General features: G+C 35.3%; 15 protein-coding genes. All 15 read left to right on the plus strand.

Annotated features, from left to right (window positions below; translation table 11 throughout):
- Positions 1-51: 51 nt before the first annotated feature.
- The 15 genes from I8U27_RS03820 to I8U27_RS03890 all read left to right on the plus strand — a co-directional run bounded on the left by I8U27_RS03820 (position 52) and on the right by I8U27_RS03890 (position 16,047).
- Positions 52-960, plus strand: coding sequence for a C40 family peptidase (locus tag I8U27_RS03820; protein WP_181750687.1), 909 nt, complete (start codon positions 52-54; stop codon positions 958-960).
- 54 nt (positions 961-1,014) lie between these two features.
- On the plus strand, positions 1,015-2,103 hold the full coding sequence (locus I8U27_RS03825) for a C39 family peptidase (protein WP_181750688.1): 1,089 nt from the start codon (positions 1,015-1,017) through the stop codon (positions 2,101-2,103).
- Positions 2,104-2,154: 51 nt separating this feature from the next.
- The gene (locus I8U27_RS03830) at positions 2,155-3,915 is read left to right on the plus strand and encodes an ABC transporter ATP-binding protein (protein ID WP_181750689.1); all 1,761 of its coding nucleotides are present in this window, start codon (positions 2,155-2,157) and stop codon (positions 3,913-3,915) included.
- Entirely contained in the window at positions 3,908-5,623 is a 1,716-nt protein-coding gene (locus tag I8U27_RS03835) for an ABC transporter ATP-binding protein (RefSeq protein WP_181750690.1), read from the plus strand. The genes I8U27_RS03830 and I8U27_RS03835 overlap by 8 nt, the downstream gene beginning before the upstream one ends.
- A gap of 84 nt (positions 5,624-5,707) precedes the next feature.
- Positions 5,708-5,950: a phosphopantetheine-binding protein gene (locus I8U27_RS03840; RefSeq protein ID WP_181750691.1), complete on the plus strand. Its 243-nt coding sequence runs from the start codon at positions 5,708-5,710 to the stop codon at positions 5,948-5,950.
- Positions 5,951-6,048: 98 nt separating this feature from the next.
- Positions 6,049-7,173, plus strand: coding sequence for an acyl-CoA dehydrogenase family protein (locus I8U27_RS03845; protein ID WP_181750692.1), 1,125 nt, complete (start codon positions 6,049-6,051; stop codon positions 7,171-7,173).
- 760 nt (positions 7,174-7,933) lie between these two features.
- Complete coding sequence (locus tag I8U27_RS03850) at positions 7,934-8,719, plus strand: P-loop NTPase (RefSeq protein ID WP_181750693.1); 786 nt, start codon at positions 7,934-7,936, stop codon at positions 8,717-8,719.
- A 16-nt stretch (positions 8,720-8,735) separates the two neighbouring features.
- Positions 8,736-9,797 (plus strand): phosphotransferase enzyme family protein, encoded by a 1,062-nt coding sequence (locus tag I8U27_RS03855; RefSeq protein WP_181750694.1) that lies wholly within the window; start codon positions 8,736-8,738, stop codon positions 9,795-9,797.
- Between the two features lie 152 nt (positions 9,798-9,949).
- Positions 9,950-11,182 carry a phenylacetate--CoA ligase family protein gene (locus tag I8U27_RS03860; protein ID WP_181750695.1) on the plus strand — a complete coding sequence of 411 codons (1,233 nt, stop codon included), beginning with the start codon at positions 9,950-9,952 and terminating at the stop codon, positions 11,180-11,182.
- 136 nt (positions 11,183-11,318) lie between these two features.
- Entirely contained in the window at positions 11,319-11,576 is a 258-nt protein-coding gene (locus I8U27_RS03865) for an acyl carrier protein (RefSeq protein ID WP_181750696.1), read from the plus strand.
- Between the two features lie 5 nt (positions 11,577-11,581).
- Positions 11,582-12,316 carry an SDR family NAD(P)-dependent oxidoreductase gene (locus tag I8U27_RS03870; RefSeq protein ID WP_181750697.1) on the plus strand — a complete coding sequence of 245 codons (735 nt, stop codon included), beginning with the start codon at positions 11,582-11,584 and terminating at the stop codon, positions 12,314-12,316.
- A 10-nt stretch (positions 12,317-12,326) separates the two neighbouring features.
- Entirely contained in the window at positions 12,327-13,784 is a 1,458-nt protein-coding gene (locus tag I8U27_RS03875; protein WP_181750698.1) for a class I adenylate-forming enzyme family protein, read from the plus strand.
- A gap of 27 nt (positions 13,785-13,811) precedes the next feature.
- A complete protein-coding gene (locus tag I8U27_RS03880) occupies positions 13,812-14,681 on the plus strand; it encodes a hypothetical protein (RefSeq protein ID WP_181750699.1) in 870 nt (289 codons plus the stop codon).
- 17 nt (positions 14,682-14,698) lie between these two features.
- Positions 14,699-15,205 carry an NUDIX hydrolase gene (locus I8U27_RS03885; protein WP_181750700.1) on the plus strand — a complete coding sequence of 169 codons (507 nt, stop codon included), beginning with the start codon at positions 14,699-14,701 and terminating at the stop codon, positions 15,203-15,205.
- A complete protein-coding gene (locus I8U27_RS03890) occupies positions 15,205-16,047 on the plus strand; it encodes a class I SAM-dependent methyltransferase (RefSeq protein ID WP_181750701.1) in 843 nt (280 codons plus the stop codon). The genes I8U27_RS03885 and I8U27_RS03890 overlap by 1 nt, the downstream gene beginning before the upstream one ends.
- Positions 16,048-16,381 lie beyond the last annotated feature (334 nt).

Here is a 16,381-nt window from a genome sequence, read left to right on the forward strand (position 1 = left end):
TTTCCCTGATAATTGACAAAGAACCAGGAGCAAAAGGTGGAGGGGTATATATTGCAAGTTCAATATATTCAGGTTTCTGTATCAAATCTTTGGGTTCATAAGGATCAGCTCTTTGACGAAGACGAAATGGCTTTAGCCAATTATGTTGAAATTTCAAAGTGGTTTTCTCAACTCCCTCTTCGTTTAAAAGCGACCCGAAAGCGTCTGGAAAGTCAACTTCTTTATGGGGAGCCGGTTTTGATCGAACAAGACTTGGGAGACTGGTTAAAAGTATATGCGAAGGAACAGTTTACAACTAAAAGCTCGTCTGGCTATCCCGGCTGGATTCCTTCAAATCATATTGTGTTTAATGAAAAATATCATTCTCTCTATTCTCAAGGTGTGTTTGCTTATGTGATGTCTAAAACAGCAAATTTAGAGTTGGAAGATGGAACTATACAACTACTCAGTTTTATGACCAAGCTCCCTCTTGTTAAGCAGATAGGAGAATATGTTGTGGTTTTAACTCCTCAGGGAGATGAAGCTAAACTGTTAAAATCTCATGTGGCCATTAGGCATAAGCAAGAGGTAATAACAGACATAGATTTGGCCTCATTAGCGTCTCAATTTTTGAAGGTTCCGTTTATTGGTGGAGGTGCATCCTCATTTGGTTTTGACTGTTCAGGCCTTTTGTTCAGGTTATATCAAGCGAAAGGAATTCAAGTGCCAAGAGACGTCAATGACCAAATCACACATGGACAAAATGTTCCGTTAAGTGAAATTAAAACGGGAGATCTTCTATATTTTAAAACTGATCCAGAAGACTGTGAACGTGTAAGCCATGCAGGAATCTATATAGGAAACAGCGATTTTATCAGTGCTCGGAGAACTGGAATGCCAATCAGAGTAAGCAGTTTGTCTGAGAATTACTATAAGGAAAGGTTTTGGGGAGCGAGAAGATATGTTGCTCCAGAAATTTGATAAGTGTTCATGACTTTTATTTAGTCATATTTTGATAAAGGGAGTAAAGACGGGATGGATTCTAGTAAAGTATATTGTAATTTCTCGTTTTTTGAAAAGAGAGGGATGAAAAGAGTTAAGCAATGGAAAGATTATCTAATATTAGATATGGAGAATCTGCATATAACAGAGGACAAGTTAAGGAGATACAATGTTGATTATTATTATTGCGGCAGTTACACTACTGCACCAATCTTTCTGGCACACAAAGATGGAGTCATTTCTTGGCAAGCAAAAACTCCTTTAGGAACCTGGTTAGAGTTTGATATTCGTTCTTTGATAAATGACAATTGGACCAAATGGTATTGTATGGGATCTTGGTCTTTAAACTCTTCCCCTTTCAAGAGACGGTCAATTAGGAATCAATTTGATCATTTTGGAGATGTCAAAATAGATACACTAGTATTAAATGATGTAGCAAGTGCCTTTCAAGTTCGAGTCACCCTTTTTACGATAGATCTAAAGATTTCGCCGAGGTTGTATTCTTTTGGCATAAGCCTTTCAAACGGTACTGATGTAGGCGGTAGCAGGAGTGGCCCAGATGGAGCTAATAGTTTGGTTGTTCCTAAACGATCCCAGATGCCCTTTTTGGGAGGACAAGTCATGTGCTCACCAGCTTGTGTTTCTATGGTATTGGGTTATTGGGCTGCTGTAACCGATAATGAGACGTTAGACAAGTCGGTTACACAAGTTGCACGTTTTGTTTGGGACAGTGAATATAAAAGTTTTGGTAACTGGTCTTTTAACATAGCATATATCGCATCACTGGGGTTACAGGCAAAAGTGGTTCGTTTGTGCAATCTAAATGATATTGAGCAATGGATTAAGTCCAAGGTACCAGTAATCGTCAGCGTCGCATATAAAAGTGGCCAGCTCAAGGGAGCACCACTAAATGAAACAAAAGGGCATTTGTTAGTTGTTCGGGGATTCGATGAGTTGGGTAATGTATTGGTAAATGACCCTGCGGCGTTAACTGATGAAGACGTTTCACTCACCTATGATCGAATTCAATTTGAACAAGTATGGCTGAATGGATCTAACGGTACCGCTTATCTTATTTATGATCCTAACTGGCCTATACCTAAAAGCAATGGACGCTGGTAAGAGCAAATATGTTCTAAATTCAAGTATAGATAGGGAGCGAATATTTCTTTAATGAAAAAAAATAAGTTAGGGCTCTTTCATGTATATATTTGGTGCATGTCAATATTGAGACCTTATTTAGTTTCGGTTGTTATGTTAATTCTATGCGGATTAACTATTTCCGTTTGTGAGCTATATATACCAAAGTATATTCAGTATCTTATAGATAAAATTATTCCGAATCGAGATGTTTATTTATTGACAAAAAGTGCATTCATCGTGTTATTTTTTCTTGTTTTCAGATTTTTAGCGAGTTCTGGAAAAGAAATTTTGCAACGAAATATCCAGGAAAAGGCCACACGAGATTTGCAATTGAAAATGTTGAAGAAGTTGCACCGTTTAGGTTTACCTTTTATTGAGAAAAATACGACAGGCAAAATCCTGTCCCTACTGAATACGGAAGTTGCAGCGATGCAAAAACTATATGGACTTCACTTTCCGGAGATGGTTCAATATGCGTTATTCTCTGTAGTGGCAATCTTTTTAATGTTGAATCTTAGTGTAAAGCTTTCATTAATTATAATTCCATGTTTTTTTCTGTATTATATAATCGGTCCATACTTGGAGAAGCAAGCATCTTTGGCTGCAAATGATTTGGCTACAAGCCAAATCAACCTTGGTCAAAAACTTTATGAAAGCATTTCATCCTTGACGGAACTGAGGGCTAATAACGCATGTGATTGGGATTTGCAAAGAGCCATGCGTGAGACTGAAACGAACATAAATTGTTATACAAAACGTTATTGGTACGCATATTGGAGAGGCACCTGTCGTCGTTTATCTTACTATACTGGGGCCGTTGCTCTGTTTATTTATGGTTTTTTTTTAATAGGCCAACACAAACTGTCTGTTGGAGGATTTGTCGCATTTCTGTTAATTTATTTTAATACAATGTCCAAATTAACATCCGTTATAACGGCGATAACTGAACAAAAAATTCTCATGTTTCAAGCGGAAAAGATCTACTCCTTTATGAATGAGAAAGAGGAAGTCAAGGAGCCTAAAAATCCTAATCCATTCTCAAAAATTAAGGGACAGATTACCTTTGAAAATGTACAATTTTCTTACGGAAATGAACAACGGGTGCTTAAAGGTCTCAATTTTACGATTTCTCCGGGAGAAAAGGTGGGCTTTGTTGGTCATAGTGGTTCCGGCAAGTCAACCATTCTGAAACTTTTTGGTCGTTTTTACGATCCACAACAAGGTAAGATTTATTTGGATGGAATCCCTATAGAAAAACTGTCATTTGCCCATTTGCGTAGCTACATCGGTTTTGTATTTCAGGATATTTACTTGTTTGGCACAACCATTCGCGAAAATATTCGATTTTCCAAGCCAGAAGCAACTGATAGTGAAATCATCGAAGCAGCTAAAGCCGCTTATCTTCACGATTTTATCATGGAGCTGCCTGATAAATATGATACTTACATAGGAGAGAGGGGGGTAAAGCTTTCTGGAGGACAAAGACAGCGCTTGGCACTTGCTCGTATTTTTTTGAGTGCCCCTACTGTAGTAATATTGGATGAGCCTACTTCATCCTTAGACAATCTAAGCGAGGGAAATATACAACAATCTTTGAAATCTTTTTTCAGAAATCATACCGTGATAACTGTTGCTCATAGGCTAAGCACCATTCGTCACTATGATAAAATAATTGTAATTAACAAAGGAAATATAACCGAGATTGGTACGTATGATGAGTTAGTTCAGAAAAAAGGGGCGTTTTATAGATTACAAAAAAAAGAAGGGGTAAAGCGGATCATTTATGAATAATGTGAAGTGGATTCTAATGTATATAAAGGGCATTCGATTGATATATATATCTTCCATCTTACTTTTGCTGCTTGAATCGATTGCTTATATTTATACAATTCAATTACAGCAAAAAATGATAGACGATGTGATTGTTAACGGGATGTATAGTAACTTCTGGGATGTATTGCTGTTAATCATTCTGTGCTATATCACTTATTCACTATTATTTGTGATTAACCCATTTGTTCAAAGCAAAATCCATGGATCTGTCAAAAAGGTTTTGACGAAAGAAGCTCTTTCCCATTTGTACAGAATTCCACATGAACGGTTTCAAGAGAAACGAACGGGACAATACGTACATTTTCTCTCCAATGAAATCCCCATTGTTGCGAGGTTTATCGGAGAAGATATTTCCGATACCATAAAATATATTGTTAATACATTTGTTATCTGCCTCTTGATCGCTTTAACAAACATATGGATGTTTGTGTGTGTATTGGCATTATGCATGGTATATTTAAAAAGTGTACGATATTTCTCGCAAAAACAAAAAGAAATTTCAACGCATATGCAAAAAGATAAAGGAAATTTAATCGCCATATTAGAAGAAGGTGTTGCATCTACACGCGAGATTATTGCTTTTAATCAAATGAAGTGGTGGGAGGCGAAATATTTAGACATATTTCAAAGGTATTATAGTAGAGTTATTGAGGAAGGAAAGTGGAGAGTTAAGCAGATTTTCACACAGGAATCTGTGACAACGTGTACTTATCTCATTGTACTGGGATTTGGTGTTTTTCTTATTTTTAAGGGAAACATAACGGTAGGCATGCTTGTAGTTATTTATCAATTGATTGCTGAATTGATTCAATCGTTCGAAAAGACCAATAGACTCATTGTTGATTTTAGTGGAAAAATGGTAGTGGTAGAACGGGTTAGGAACTTCATAGAAGATAAAAAAGAAAAAGTAAGGGTGAAGAAATTAAATGAAAAAATATATTCATTAAGATTTGATAAAGTATCATTTTGTTACGATCAACAAATGCATGTTTTGCAGGACTTGAGCCTCAATATCCCTATAGGAAAAAAGGTCGCTCTTGTGGGGGCCAGTGGTAGTGGAAAATCTACGATGGCACAATTGCTCATTCGACATTTCGCTCCTCAACATGGAAATATAAATGCAAATGATATACCGATTGACTTGATCATGACAGAAGAATGGACACGAAAAGTCGGGATTGTTTTTCAAGAACCCTATTTGTTTGCGAATACGATACGCGAAAACCTACTTCTTGGGAATCATCAAGTCTCAGAAAAAGACTTGGTTGATATGTGTAAAGCCATGTGTATTCATGATTTCATTATGAGTTTGCCCAATGGATATGATACCAATATTGGAGAAAGGGGAGTAACTCTATCAGGCGGTCAGAAGCAACGATTAGCTTTGGTCAGGGCTTTGTTAAGGAATCCTGAAATCCTGATTTTGGATGAGGCGACATCTGCGCTCGATTTTAATACAGAGCGTATTGTACAAAACAATATAGATCGGATAAGGAAAGGAAAAACAACGATTATTATTGCCCATAGACTATCAACTATTAAAAATGCAGATATCATATATGTTATACGTCTAGGTCGAGTTGTAGAATCTGGTAAGCACGATTGGCTCATAAATCATAATAACTATTATAAAAGCTTAGTAGATGCGGAAAAAGTTAAAACTTGAACTGTTAGATGTTTGCATGTAGTTTTCCTATTTTGTCTCTTTAAAATATGACGTCTCTTCTAAATGGATAAGGAGGTAATCCTAATGGAAAATAACATGAAAGAAATTATCAAATTAAAACTAAACGGTATTTTGAACAGATGTGTTGCTTTGAATGACGATAGCGATTTGTTTAATGAAGGTATTGATTCTTTGAGTTTAATTGAATTGATTGTTGCATTAGAGGAACAACTTAATATTCAGATATCAGATGATGATCTTAGTAGAGAAAATTTCAGAAGCATTAATTCTATTTGCAATCTATTGACTAGTAAATATATAAATTAACAGGTAGTAATCAAATGGTTTAATTGTTACTCGAATACTGTTTTTTTAACGAGGTATAGCGGGTAAAAATTAGATAAAACATGAAAGGATGAAAGTAAATGACTCCTGTATCTGGATTTGAGAAAATACAAAAACTATTAGATAACGGTGTTCATTGCTTTACGGTTCTGGATGATAAAGATGGTGGGAGTTTGGATCCTTTTGATTATTTCCGGTTGATAGAATCATTGGTAGAAGACTCGCCGGCTGTTGCATTGAGTATGTCAATGCATTTATACACAGTGTGGGGATTGCAATTTTTGTTTAATGAAAAGCAGAAACTAACCTATTTCGAAAAAGTTAAAAACGATCGAGCGCTTTTTGGTTCCCCAAACGAACCAGCTCTTTACTTTGTGACGGGGAGAAATTTCAATGAGGACGAATATCCAATTATTGCAAGAAAAAGTGGAAATATATATTTTGTTAGCGGCAAAAAAAGGTTTGTCTCTTTAGAACCATTTGTAAAGTACTTACCAGTTTATTGCTATGTAAAAGGATACAATAGTTCAAAAATTGGTTTAGCTCTTTTTATAATTGATAAAAATTCTGAGGGTGTTTCAGTAACTAAAGATTGGAATACTATATCTATGAAAGAATCATACAGTAATACAGTATGTTTTGATGATGTTATAGTGAAAGAGGATCAAATAGTCTTTTGTGAAGGACAAACTATTGATAAAGCTGATATCCTCGCTTATCTATTTCGGCTAAGTGTTTGTTCTGTGTACTATGGAATCATGCTTAAAGCTATAAATATGGTTACTGAAAGTTGCAAAAAAAAGAAAGTACCTCATACAAATAGTAAACTAAGTTCTTTCCCAGGCGTTCAGTTTACTCTTGCTGAAATGATAATTCTGCAAGAAACATGCTATTCCCAAATAAAGCGTTTTTGTGAATTATTGAAAAATTATATAGTTACGTACCCAGACAATATAGGAAAAGATTCGGCTTTAAATACAATAAGTATAATAACGAAGGAATATGTTACAAAGTCGGCCGAGGAAGTGGTAAACAAAGCGATGAAAATCGAAGGAATTGGCAGTATTTTTGAAGATAATATTCTCTCAAAACTATATCTGGATATTAAGGCGGGCCTATTTCATCCTCCACAGTCTGATGTTGTGTACGAGATATTAGCAAAACAAAAATTGGGTATTTTCTCTTTCAGAAGACGCTGGTTGTAGTTCTAAATAAAATCTAACCTTATATAAAGCTCCCTGTCAGGTGATATAGAGAGTTTTACTACATCCAATTTAAGCTGAAGAATGTCAAACAAAAAGTGGTTCTCCCGCACTTTTGATGAAATTCAGCCTTAGTTATCATAAAATAGCTACTAGTCATAAAATGAGGGATATTAACGGGGAGACGTTCATCTAAGTGCGACACGAGATTTACAGAATTGGCGTATTGGTGGAGAAAAGATAACAATCAATTTAAAGTCCCTTTTTCGCAAACCAATTGACCTACTTCCAGATCGTTCTACAAAATTATTGGTAAAGCTGATCGATTGCATCTCCTAAAGAATTAGGAGATGCTCTGGAAAATATTTACACGAAGTGTATTTGTCAAAAAATTGACCATTTGTGATAAATTTATTCAACCGGAACTGGGTAACTTTTTTAATGATTACGCTCTTGCTTAAAACAGTACCATTCTTGGCATGGATAAATGTATTTTTCCTGCACTAAAGGTACTGGAGAGGATGATACTTTCCTATTGACAATGTTCTTTAATAGTAAAATGTATATAATAAATTAAATAAGAATTTTAATAATAGTATTGACAAATATATGATTGAATTTTATAATATATACATAAATATATTTATATTCATAATTTAAAAATATTTTCTAAGTATTTTTATATTAATAGGAAAGTATAATTATCTAACTATAAATAAGTGTGACTCTTCTTGAAAAAGTTAATTCGTAAAGGAGATCTTTAATGTTATCAGAATCAACTAAAGTTATCTATATTTATAGTGGTAAGGGCGGTGTAGGAAAGTCGACGGTTGCTGTAAATCTAGCATATGCTTTTCAAACTTATTATAACAATTTACGAGTAGGATTGTTTGACGCTGATTTTCAAGGGCCTAGTATACCAACAATGTTAAATGGAATAGAGGTTCAAAAGAAAATACATATGAAAAAAAACACTATCCAGCCAGCAATTATTGGTGAAATAACTGTCTCATCACCTGGTTATATTGATGGCTATCAAAACGGGAATTACTTTTTTGGAAAGTATATTGAAGGAGCTTTGCACCAATTATTATACAAGCCAGATTGGGACTGCGATGTGTTGATAGTAGATCTTCCACCTGGTTCGGGAGAATTGCATAAGCAATTACTTTCCCAAGTAAAGGGGAAAGTGGTACTTGTAACAACACCTGAACGTATTAGTTACGCAGATACTCAAAAAGGGATTGATATGTTACGACGGCTGGAAATCCCAATTTTAGGTGTTATAGAAAATATGTCTTATATAGGATGCTTCAACTGTGGTACGAATATTCATTTGTATCAAGGAGATGTGGAGAACGAGTTTGCTCAACCGAACCAATTACCTCTCTTAAACTCTATTCCAATTTTACCTGAGATAAGTACAGGTAATAATAAAGGCATTCCATTCATATTAGAAGCCCCTGAGCATCCAATTAGCATGAAATTTAAAGTTTTGGCCTCTGAACTTTTGACGAGTTTCACGTCAAAAAGATTCCAAGATCACTAAGGAAAGAGGAATATACATGCTAAAACCAATTGATTCTGAAATGGGGTTGTTACCTAATATTATATTATATGATGTAGCGGAAGCCTATGGATTTAACGAATTTTTAGTATTTCCTTATATGAACATTAATGAAATACCAGTAAGTATTAACCAACGTTCGGAAACGTCTCGAAAAGCAGTTTTAGAGTCAGATCATAATATGTACTTGTTAAAAGAATTTCCTTGGTATACAGAAGATGAAGAACGGGTACAAGAGCTATTGAAGTTTCAGAGCGAGCTCTATGAAAATGGTGTTCCGGTTCCCAAGATTATACAAACAAAATATGGAGATCTTTATATAGAAATCTATAAAAAAAAGTTGTTTTTACAGGAGTATCTGGAAGGTGTGTCTTGGAAAAGTACAGTTTCACAAGCTAATCAAATTGGTCGTATGCTCGCAACCTTTCATGTAACCAGTAGGAATTTATCAACAATGAAGCCATGGAAATTTCGACTTCAAAGTTTGTTTGATTTAGCTCAAGGAATCCTTACTTTACTTACCAAAAAGTTTGTATACCATCGAAAACAACTTCCTTTGAAAGAGGAAAAAATAATTTCTTCCTATTTACACATAGCTAACAACCGGATTAAAAAACTTAAAGCTCATTGTATGTCATTAGGTTATGGAAAAGAAAAGTTAATTGTACACGGTGACTTTAATCCGAATAATTTGATTTATACTAAAAAAGATCAAGTTCTGGGTTTAATTGATTTTGATAATGCTACTTTTGATGATCCTCTTCATGATCTTGCCGAGGGTCTGATCAATGTATCAGGCATACGTTTCCGGCCTTTTTCTTCTCGTTATCAAGAATTTTTACCTACACTTAATTCCGAGAGGTTTATTGCCTTTTTACAAGGATATAAAAGCAAAGTGACTATGAAGATAGATTGGGAACTACTTCCATACTGTATAGCTACAACTTATATTGAACTTATGACTTTAGGTCTATTAAGAGGAGATTTATTGTATAGAGATGCTCTGTCCCGTTTAAATCAGCTTGATTTGATTATTAGCCAAGTACACGATTATTTGTAAAAAGAATGTATTTCAGAACCATGCTCTTTCGAGAAAAATGACATTCATTTACAATCTTAATTTTTAAATTATTATAATACGACAGCAATTTCAGATAATTAGATATCAACTTTTACAGATATAATATTGTTAAATCATAGGAGAGTTTTATTATGAGAGATCCACTGTATCTTAATCAAGAGAGGAAATTAAGGCTCTTATTAAAAAAAGCACAAAACAGGTCTCCCTTTTATCAAAAACGCCTTGCTGAATTAAATACAGAGACATTTTTGCTGCAGGATTTAGATTCAATTCCTTTATTAGAAAAGAAAGATCTGATTGGGAAAGAAAAAGAACTTCTTCCATTAAATTATCCTCATCAACAACTTCATATGGAACTAACGAGTGGTTCAACAGGGCGCCCTCTCATTTGTTATAAGTCAAACCAAGAGTTATTATTAAAACAAAAGGATTTATGGAAATTACGGATGGAGTATGGAGATATTAGCTCAAAAGATCGGTATGGAATGTTTTATGCATTTACAGAAGATACATTCAATACAAAGCCAATTAATCGTGTAGGTAATATATTGTACCTTTCAATGCTTAACATGTCAGCAAAAACACTTTATAAATACTATCATGCTTTAATGAAGTTCCAACCATCTTGGTTTTTATCTCCACCTTCTGCTATGGCGTTATTTGCTACTTATTTACTTGAGACCGGACTGGAACCTAAAGCTATTGGCTTGCGCTACATCGAGTTAACAGGTGAACTCTTGTTTGATCATCAGCTAAGAGTAATAGAAGAAGCATTTGGTAAGATAGTGCACAATCATTACGGTTGTCGAGAATTCTGGTGTCTAGGTATGACATGTAAGGTTGGGAATTTACACATTAATGTTGATCGTTTCATATTTGAAGTCATTAACATTGACAAGGCTGGTATTGGTGAATTGGTTGTAACAGATCTTAACAACACTACATGGCCATTAATACGTTATCATCTGGGTGATTTAGTACATCAAGAATTAACAACATGTAGCTGTGGTAAACCATTACCAGTATTAAAGGTTACTGGTGGACGTACTCAGGAATATGTACGTATTGGCGAATGGGTTTCTAATCCAATTCTTTTTCACTATTGTGTAATGAAATTGAATCATATGGAAGGAGATTGTATCCGTCAATTTCGGATTATTCAGGTTAAGGAAGCTGTTTTTGATATTTTCCTAGTTCCAGGTACTTGTTTCAACAAAAGTAAAGAAGATTTATTTGTTCAGGAGATTTTACAAAAACTTCCCAAGAATGCACAAATAAATATACGACTGGTACATACGATTGAATTTACTACACACAAATTCACATACTTTGTTCCTTATAAACAAGGTAATGAGAGTAAATAATAAGTTTCTCTAGTATGTGATAAAGTAATGTTTTTTTATGGTTATTGATTTTCAGTAAAAAAAATCGTTGAAATAATCAAAAGGATTCTCATGAAAGATTTTATCTTTTTACGAGATACGTTAAGGAGCTGGTATGATGGGGATTTTTCAAGAGGTACTGAAAATTGTAATTGAGGAATTAGATGAACGTACAGTCCTTGAAACTCAATTAACTGGTGAGGAAAGTCTTATTGAAGATCTTGGCTTTGATTCCATTATGTTACTACAGCTGATCATTCGACTTGAAGATCATTTTCAGATTGATTTTGAAGTTGAAGATATGTCCCTTGAATTGTTTAAAAGCATAAATAGTCTCACGGGGTTTATTGAACATCTTATAGAAAAGGAGAAATAGAAAATTTGAACGTCTCGCTCAATGGGAAAAAGATACTAATTGTGGGTGCTTCTGGTATCTTAGGGGATTGTTTGTTGCGTCGTCTTTTAGAAGAAGGTGCAATAGTTGGAGGCACTTATTATTCTCAATCCGTAAAAACGTTAACTGAAGATTTGGTTCCATATGATCATCAACTTATATTACAGCATGTGGATGCGTCAGATCCTATTTCTATTCAGAAGGGGCTAACCAGGTTGGTTAAACAACTTGGAACAATTGATTCCTACATCTATAATTCAGGAATTTGTGAAGATGCTTTACTCCCCTTTATGTCTTTTAAAAAGTGGAAACATGTTATGAGTGTTAACTTGGATGGAGCTTTTTTAGCTGGAAGAATAGTTAGCAAGGAGATGATCCGTCTCAAAAAAGGAAAAATTTTGCATATCGCTTCCTATAAGGGGGTATTTGGTTCTTATGGTCAAGCAAATTATTCTGCTTCAAAGGCCGGTATGATTGCCTTAACCAAGACAATGGCTAAAGAGTTAGGGCAGTTTGGTATTTCTGTTAATGCACTATGTCCTGGTTTCATGATTACAAATCTGAACCGTAATCCAGAAAAAAAGCGAGAACGCGCAATACAAGATAGTGTACTCTCTAGTATTTCTGAACCTTTAGAAGTGGTTGATTTTATTATCTATTTGCTATCCGATAAAATATTTAACTTGTCTGGTCAAGTCCTTCACCTAGATAGCCGAATGTGAGGTGCATTGAATGTGTAGTTCTCTAGGTTCAATTGGAGAGCTTTTATTACAAAGCGTCGAGCGTTATCCAAATAAAGTAGCTGTAAAATCGAAGCGAAAACAGTTGACTTATACCGAATTGTTACAAGAAATTGCTAACATACAAGCAGTATTGAAAGGCTTAGTAAGACCAGGAGATGTTGTTGCTTTACAATTGCCAAATTCAATTGAATATATTGCTGCATACTTTGCGACATCTTTGTTGGGAGCCACCATATTCCCTGTATACTGGAAAGTTGCAAGAGATGAAGTGTTGACTATTTGTAACTATGTAGGAGCGGTGGTGCTTTTAACAAATAAAGTTATTATACAGAAGTATAAAGGAACAGATTTATTTTGCCTGGATGTGACTTCTATCAGTCGTAAATCTTTTACTTCCTTACATGTTGAGCCTGGTTCCTTATCCCAACCGGCGATCCTCTTACAAACTTCTGGTACAACATCCAAACCAAAAGTGGTCGCTTTATCGCATGAAAATCTAATAAGCAATGTAATTGCTCATTGTCATTCACTTGGGCTAACACCAGACGATCGGGTTCTTATTGCTCTCCCGTTTCCTTTTGGGTATTGTAATACCTCTCAATTACTCAGTCATATTTATTTGGGAGGAACGATTAGTATATTACCAGAACCATTTTTGCCTAATCAATTAATAAAGCAGATAAAGGAAGACCATATTACAGTATTTACAGCCGTACCCACTATGTTATTGATGCTAGAAAAGGCTATTCGTAAGTCGTACATGCTAGAAAACCTTCGAATGATTTGCTTTGGTGGTGGTATGCTACCACAGTTCACATTAAAAAAATTAATAGAGCGTTTTTCCCGAGTGCAATTTGTTCAAACTTACGGTCAGACAGAAGCAGGACCACGGATTAGCAGTGCATTCTTAACATCAAACTTTTCGGTTAGTGATGTTGGTTTACCGATTCCAGGAGTTGAAATACAAATTTGTTCTGAAGACGGTAAACCCGTTCCTATCGAGGAGATAGGGCAAATAACAGTTAAAAGCCCTAGTGTCATGATTGGTTATTATAAGAATGCTGAAGAAACGGCGAGAGTACTCAAAAATGGTTGGCTGCAAACAGGTGATATTGGATATTTGGATAAAGATGGACATCTGCATGTAACCGGGCGACTGAAAAATGTAATAAAAACCAGAGGAATACAAATTCACCCGGAAGAAATCGAGCAGTTCATTGCTGAACGATTTCCAGTTTCTCGTGTTCTGGTTAAAGGATCCTCTTCATCATTACATGGAGAGGTACCAGTAGCATATTTAGAACCACAACCTGAAGCTGTGATTGATGCTAATGCCGTAATTGCTGTTTGTCGTCAGTATTTATCTCCCTATAAAGTACCACATGAAATAAAACTGGTTAAAAACCTGGAAACAACATTCACCGGAAAAATACGCCGATATATTTGAGCGTTCCTGCAGGGGGAAGTTAAAAAGATGTTTGTCTATCGTTTTGGTCCTTTTTTTGTTAAGGTGATTTTTCCGTCTGGTACAGTTGATCTTGAAAAAAAGGCAAAAAGATGGTATAAGCATGTTTTGGTTGATCATGTTACTACAATTGACCATGTAAGTTATTTATCTCGCTGGGATTTATGTCCAGATCTTATCCCGCCCACAGAAGATAGAATACTGTGGCAAGAGACAAAATTGGAATTACAGTCAATTTTTAATATTAATTTGTGGGGTAGTTGGAATCCAGATAGTTTTGATGCTAATTTACAATTGCAAGGGGGATGCAGGTTAGATAGTCACACTCATTTTAAAATGTGGGAATTTGTGCAACGTATAAGTTTATATCCGAAAATAGTTAATTCTCGTGCCTTTATGTTGCATTGTGTTGCTTTACTGATAAATGGTAAAGTTTCCTTGTTTATGGGGCCGAGCGGAGCCGGGAAATCAACTATTGCAGAGAAAGCTATCGAAAGTGGATACCAAGTATTGACTGATGATACAGCTCTACTCATGTTTGATAGCCAGGATCAGCTAACCGCTTGGGCGACTCCCTATCCTTCTAAATCAGGTCTTATAGGTTTAGCAGGCAGTTTCCCTGTTAGCAGGTTCTATGTGCTGAAACATTCTCCACAAGTGGAAATTAAACCGCTTCCAAGAAATATATTTGCTCGTTCTTTATTAGAACGCATATTTGAAACTCAATACTCTTCACATGTTTTTGGATTTAAATCGAAAGGATTAGGAAAGGATGTATTTCAGAAGATTTATCACTTTGCGAACCTGGTAACTAAGAAGTATACCGCTGAACAATTCGGATTTAGCTTAGATACAACTTTGAAGGATATTTTTGAATAGACAAAGGAGAAGGTGACATGATATATGTTAATGTGCGTGCGTTGATCGAACGTACAAGTGATGGAAAACGAGAAATCCTATTACAGATTCGTGACCGGGAAGGTGAATTTGAAGCATTAGAGTTGCCCGGAGGACAGATAGAAGAGTTCGAATCATTACTACAAGGGCTACGCCGTGAAGTGTTTGAAGAGACAGGTTTACAGATTAAAACTATTGTTGGAAGTGAAACCTATATAACAACATCGCAGTCAGACTCAAATGTGGAATGTATCAGCCCATTTGCTGTTTACCAAACCATTTACGGACCTGTTGATTCAATGGGAGTATATTTCCGCTGTACTGCTGAGGGGGATCTTTTTAAGCGTGGAGATGGTTCAAAGGATGCGCGTTGGGTAGACATCAAAGAAGTTCAACGCTTAATAGGAGAGACACCAGAAGTATTTTCATGGGTTGACCTCGCAGGTTTAAAGCGTTATATAGCATTCTTGGAAACAGAGGGAAAATATATAGGAGTTGATGAATAATGAGTAATATAGTTAAACAAACAATAGAATATTTTTCGAAAAAAGCTAGTCAATATGATCTTGTTGAAAGTCAAAACTATTGGAGACTGTCTGATAAATTGTTATGGGAAATATTTAATCGTATGATTCTCTCTAAACTACCTTCCAATTTTGTTTTCTTTGACGCTGGTGGTGGAACTGGGCGCTGGTCGTTAAAAATTTTGGAAGAATATCCAGAGGCAAAAGGATTTACCTATGACATATCAGAAGACATGCTCAATCAGGCTCGTCTTAAACAAAAGAAGCATCAATTATATGATCGATGGGAAATTCGTCAAGGTGACCTTCACCATATAGAAGGAATAAAAAAGGAGTCAGTAGATGTTTGTTTTAATTTTCACAATGTAATTGGCTTTGTTGAAAATCCGTCTCTCGTAATTTCCAAGCTTAATGATTTGGTAAAACCAGGAGGCTTTATGGTAACCTTAGCTCCAAATCTCTATCATGCAATATACTTCAATTTATCACTAGGTAAGATAGAGGAAGCGATAAAGGCTGTTAAAGGCAAAGGACGATTTACAGAAGATATGCCATATATCCATTTGTTTTCACCAGAACAATTACGAAACATATATACGAAGAACAATTTAAAAATCGAAAAATTAGTGGGGTTCCCATCATTCATTTATCCCGGGTTTCAGGAAACACAATTAACAGGTGAAACACAAAAGATAGCAGATATTTTATCGGTTTCTGACCTGTTTGAGCGTGTTTTTGAACTTGAATTACAGTTTATGTCAGACGAAGCAACTGTTGCTCGAGGAAACAATCTGTTTATTATTGGTAGGAAGAATGAGGGATAGATTGTGTCTCCTGTCTCTTTGTAAAATTTTCATTGTCCGCTGTTTGTTGGTAACAAAGAAGCATTTTTTCCCAAGCTTGGTGTTATCTCATTTCGTCTCACCATGATGCAGTCCACCTTGTAAGTATTAATAACTCTTATTGTAACAACTACTAAGAATATTTACCAGACACGCCCTAGTGCTACAGTTGTATCATAAAAATTGATATCCAAGAGTTTGATAAAACCAGCTATATTTCAATGAATCTATTGCGAAGATCACTGAAATCAGCGGGAAAAATATCTATCTTCTACTCAAGCACAACTGTAGTACTAGTCAAATCACGGGAACAGTG

It is taken from the genome of Paenactinomyces guangxiensis, from assembly GCF_016055185.1.
Lineage (GTDB): Bacteria > Bacillota > Bacilli > Thermoactinomycetales > Thermoactinomycetaceae > Paenactinomyces > Paenactinomyces guangxiensis.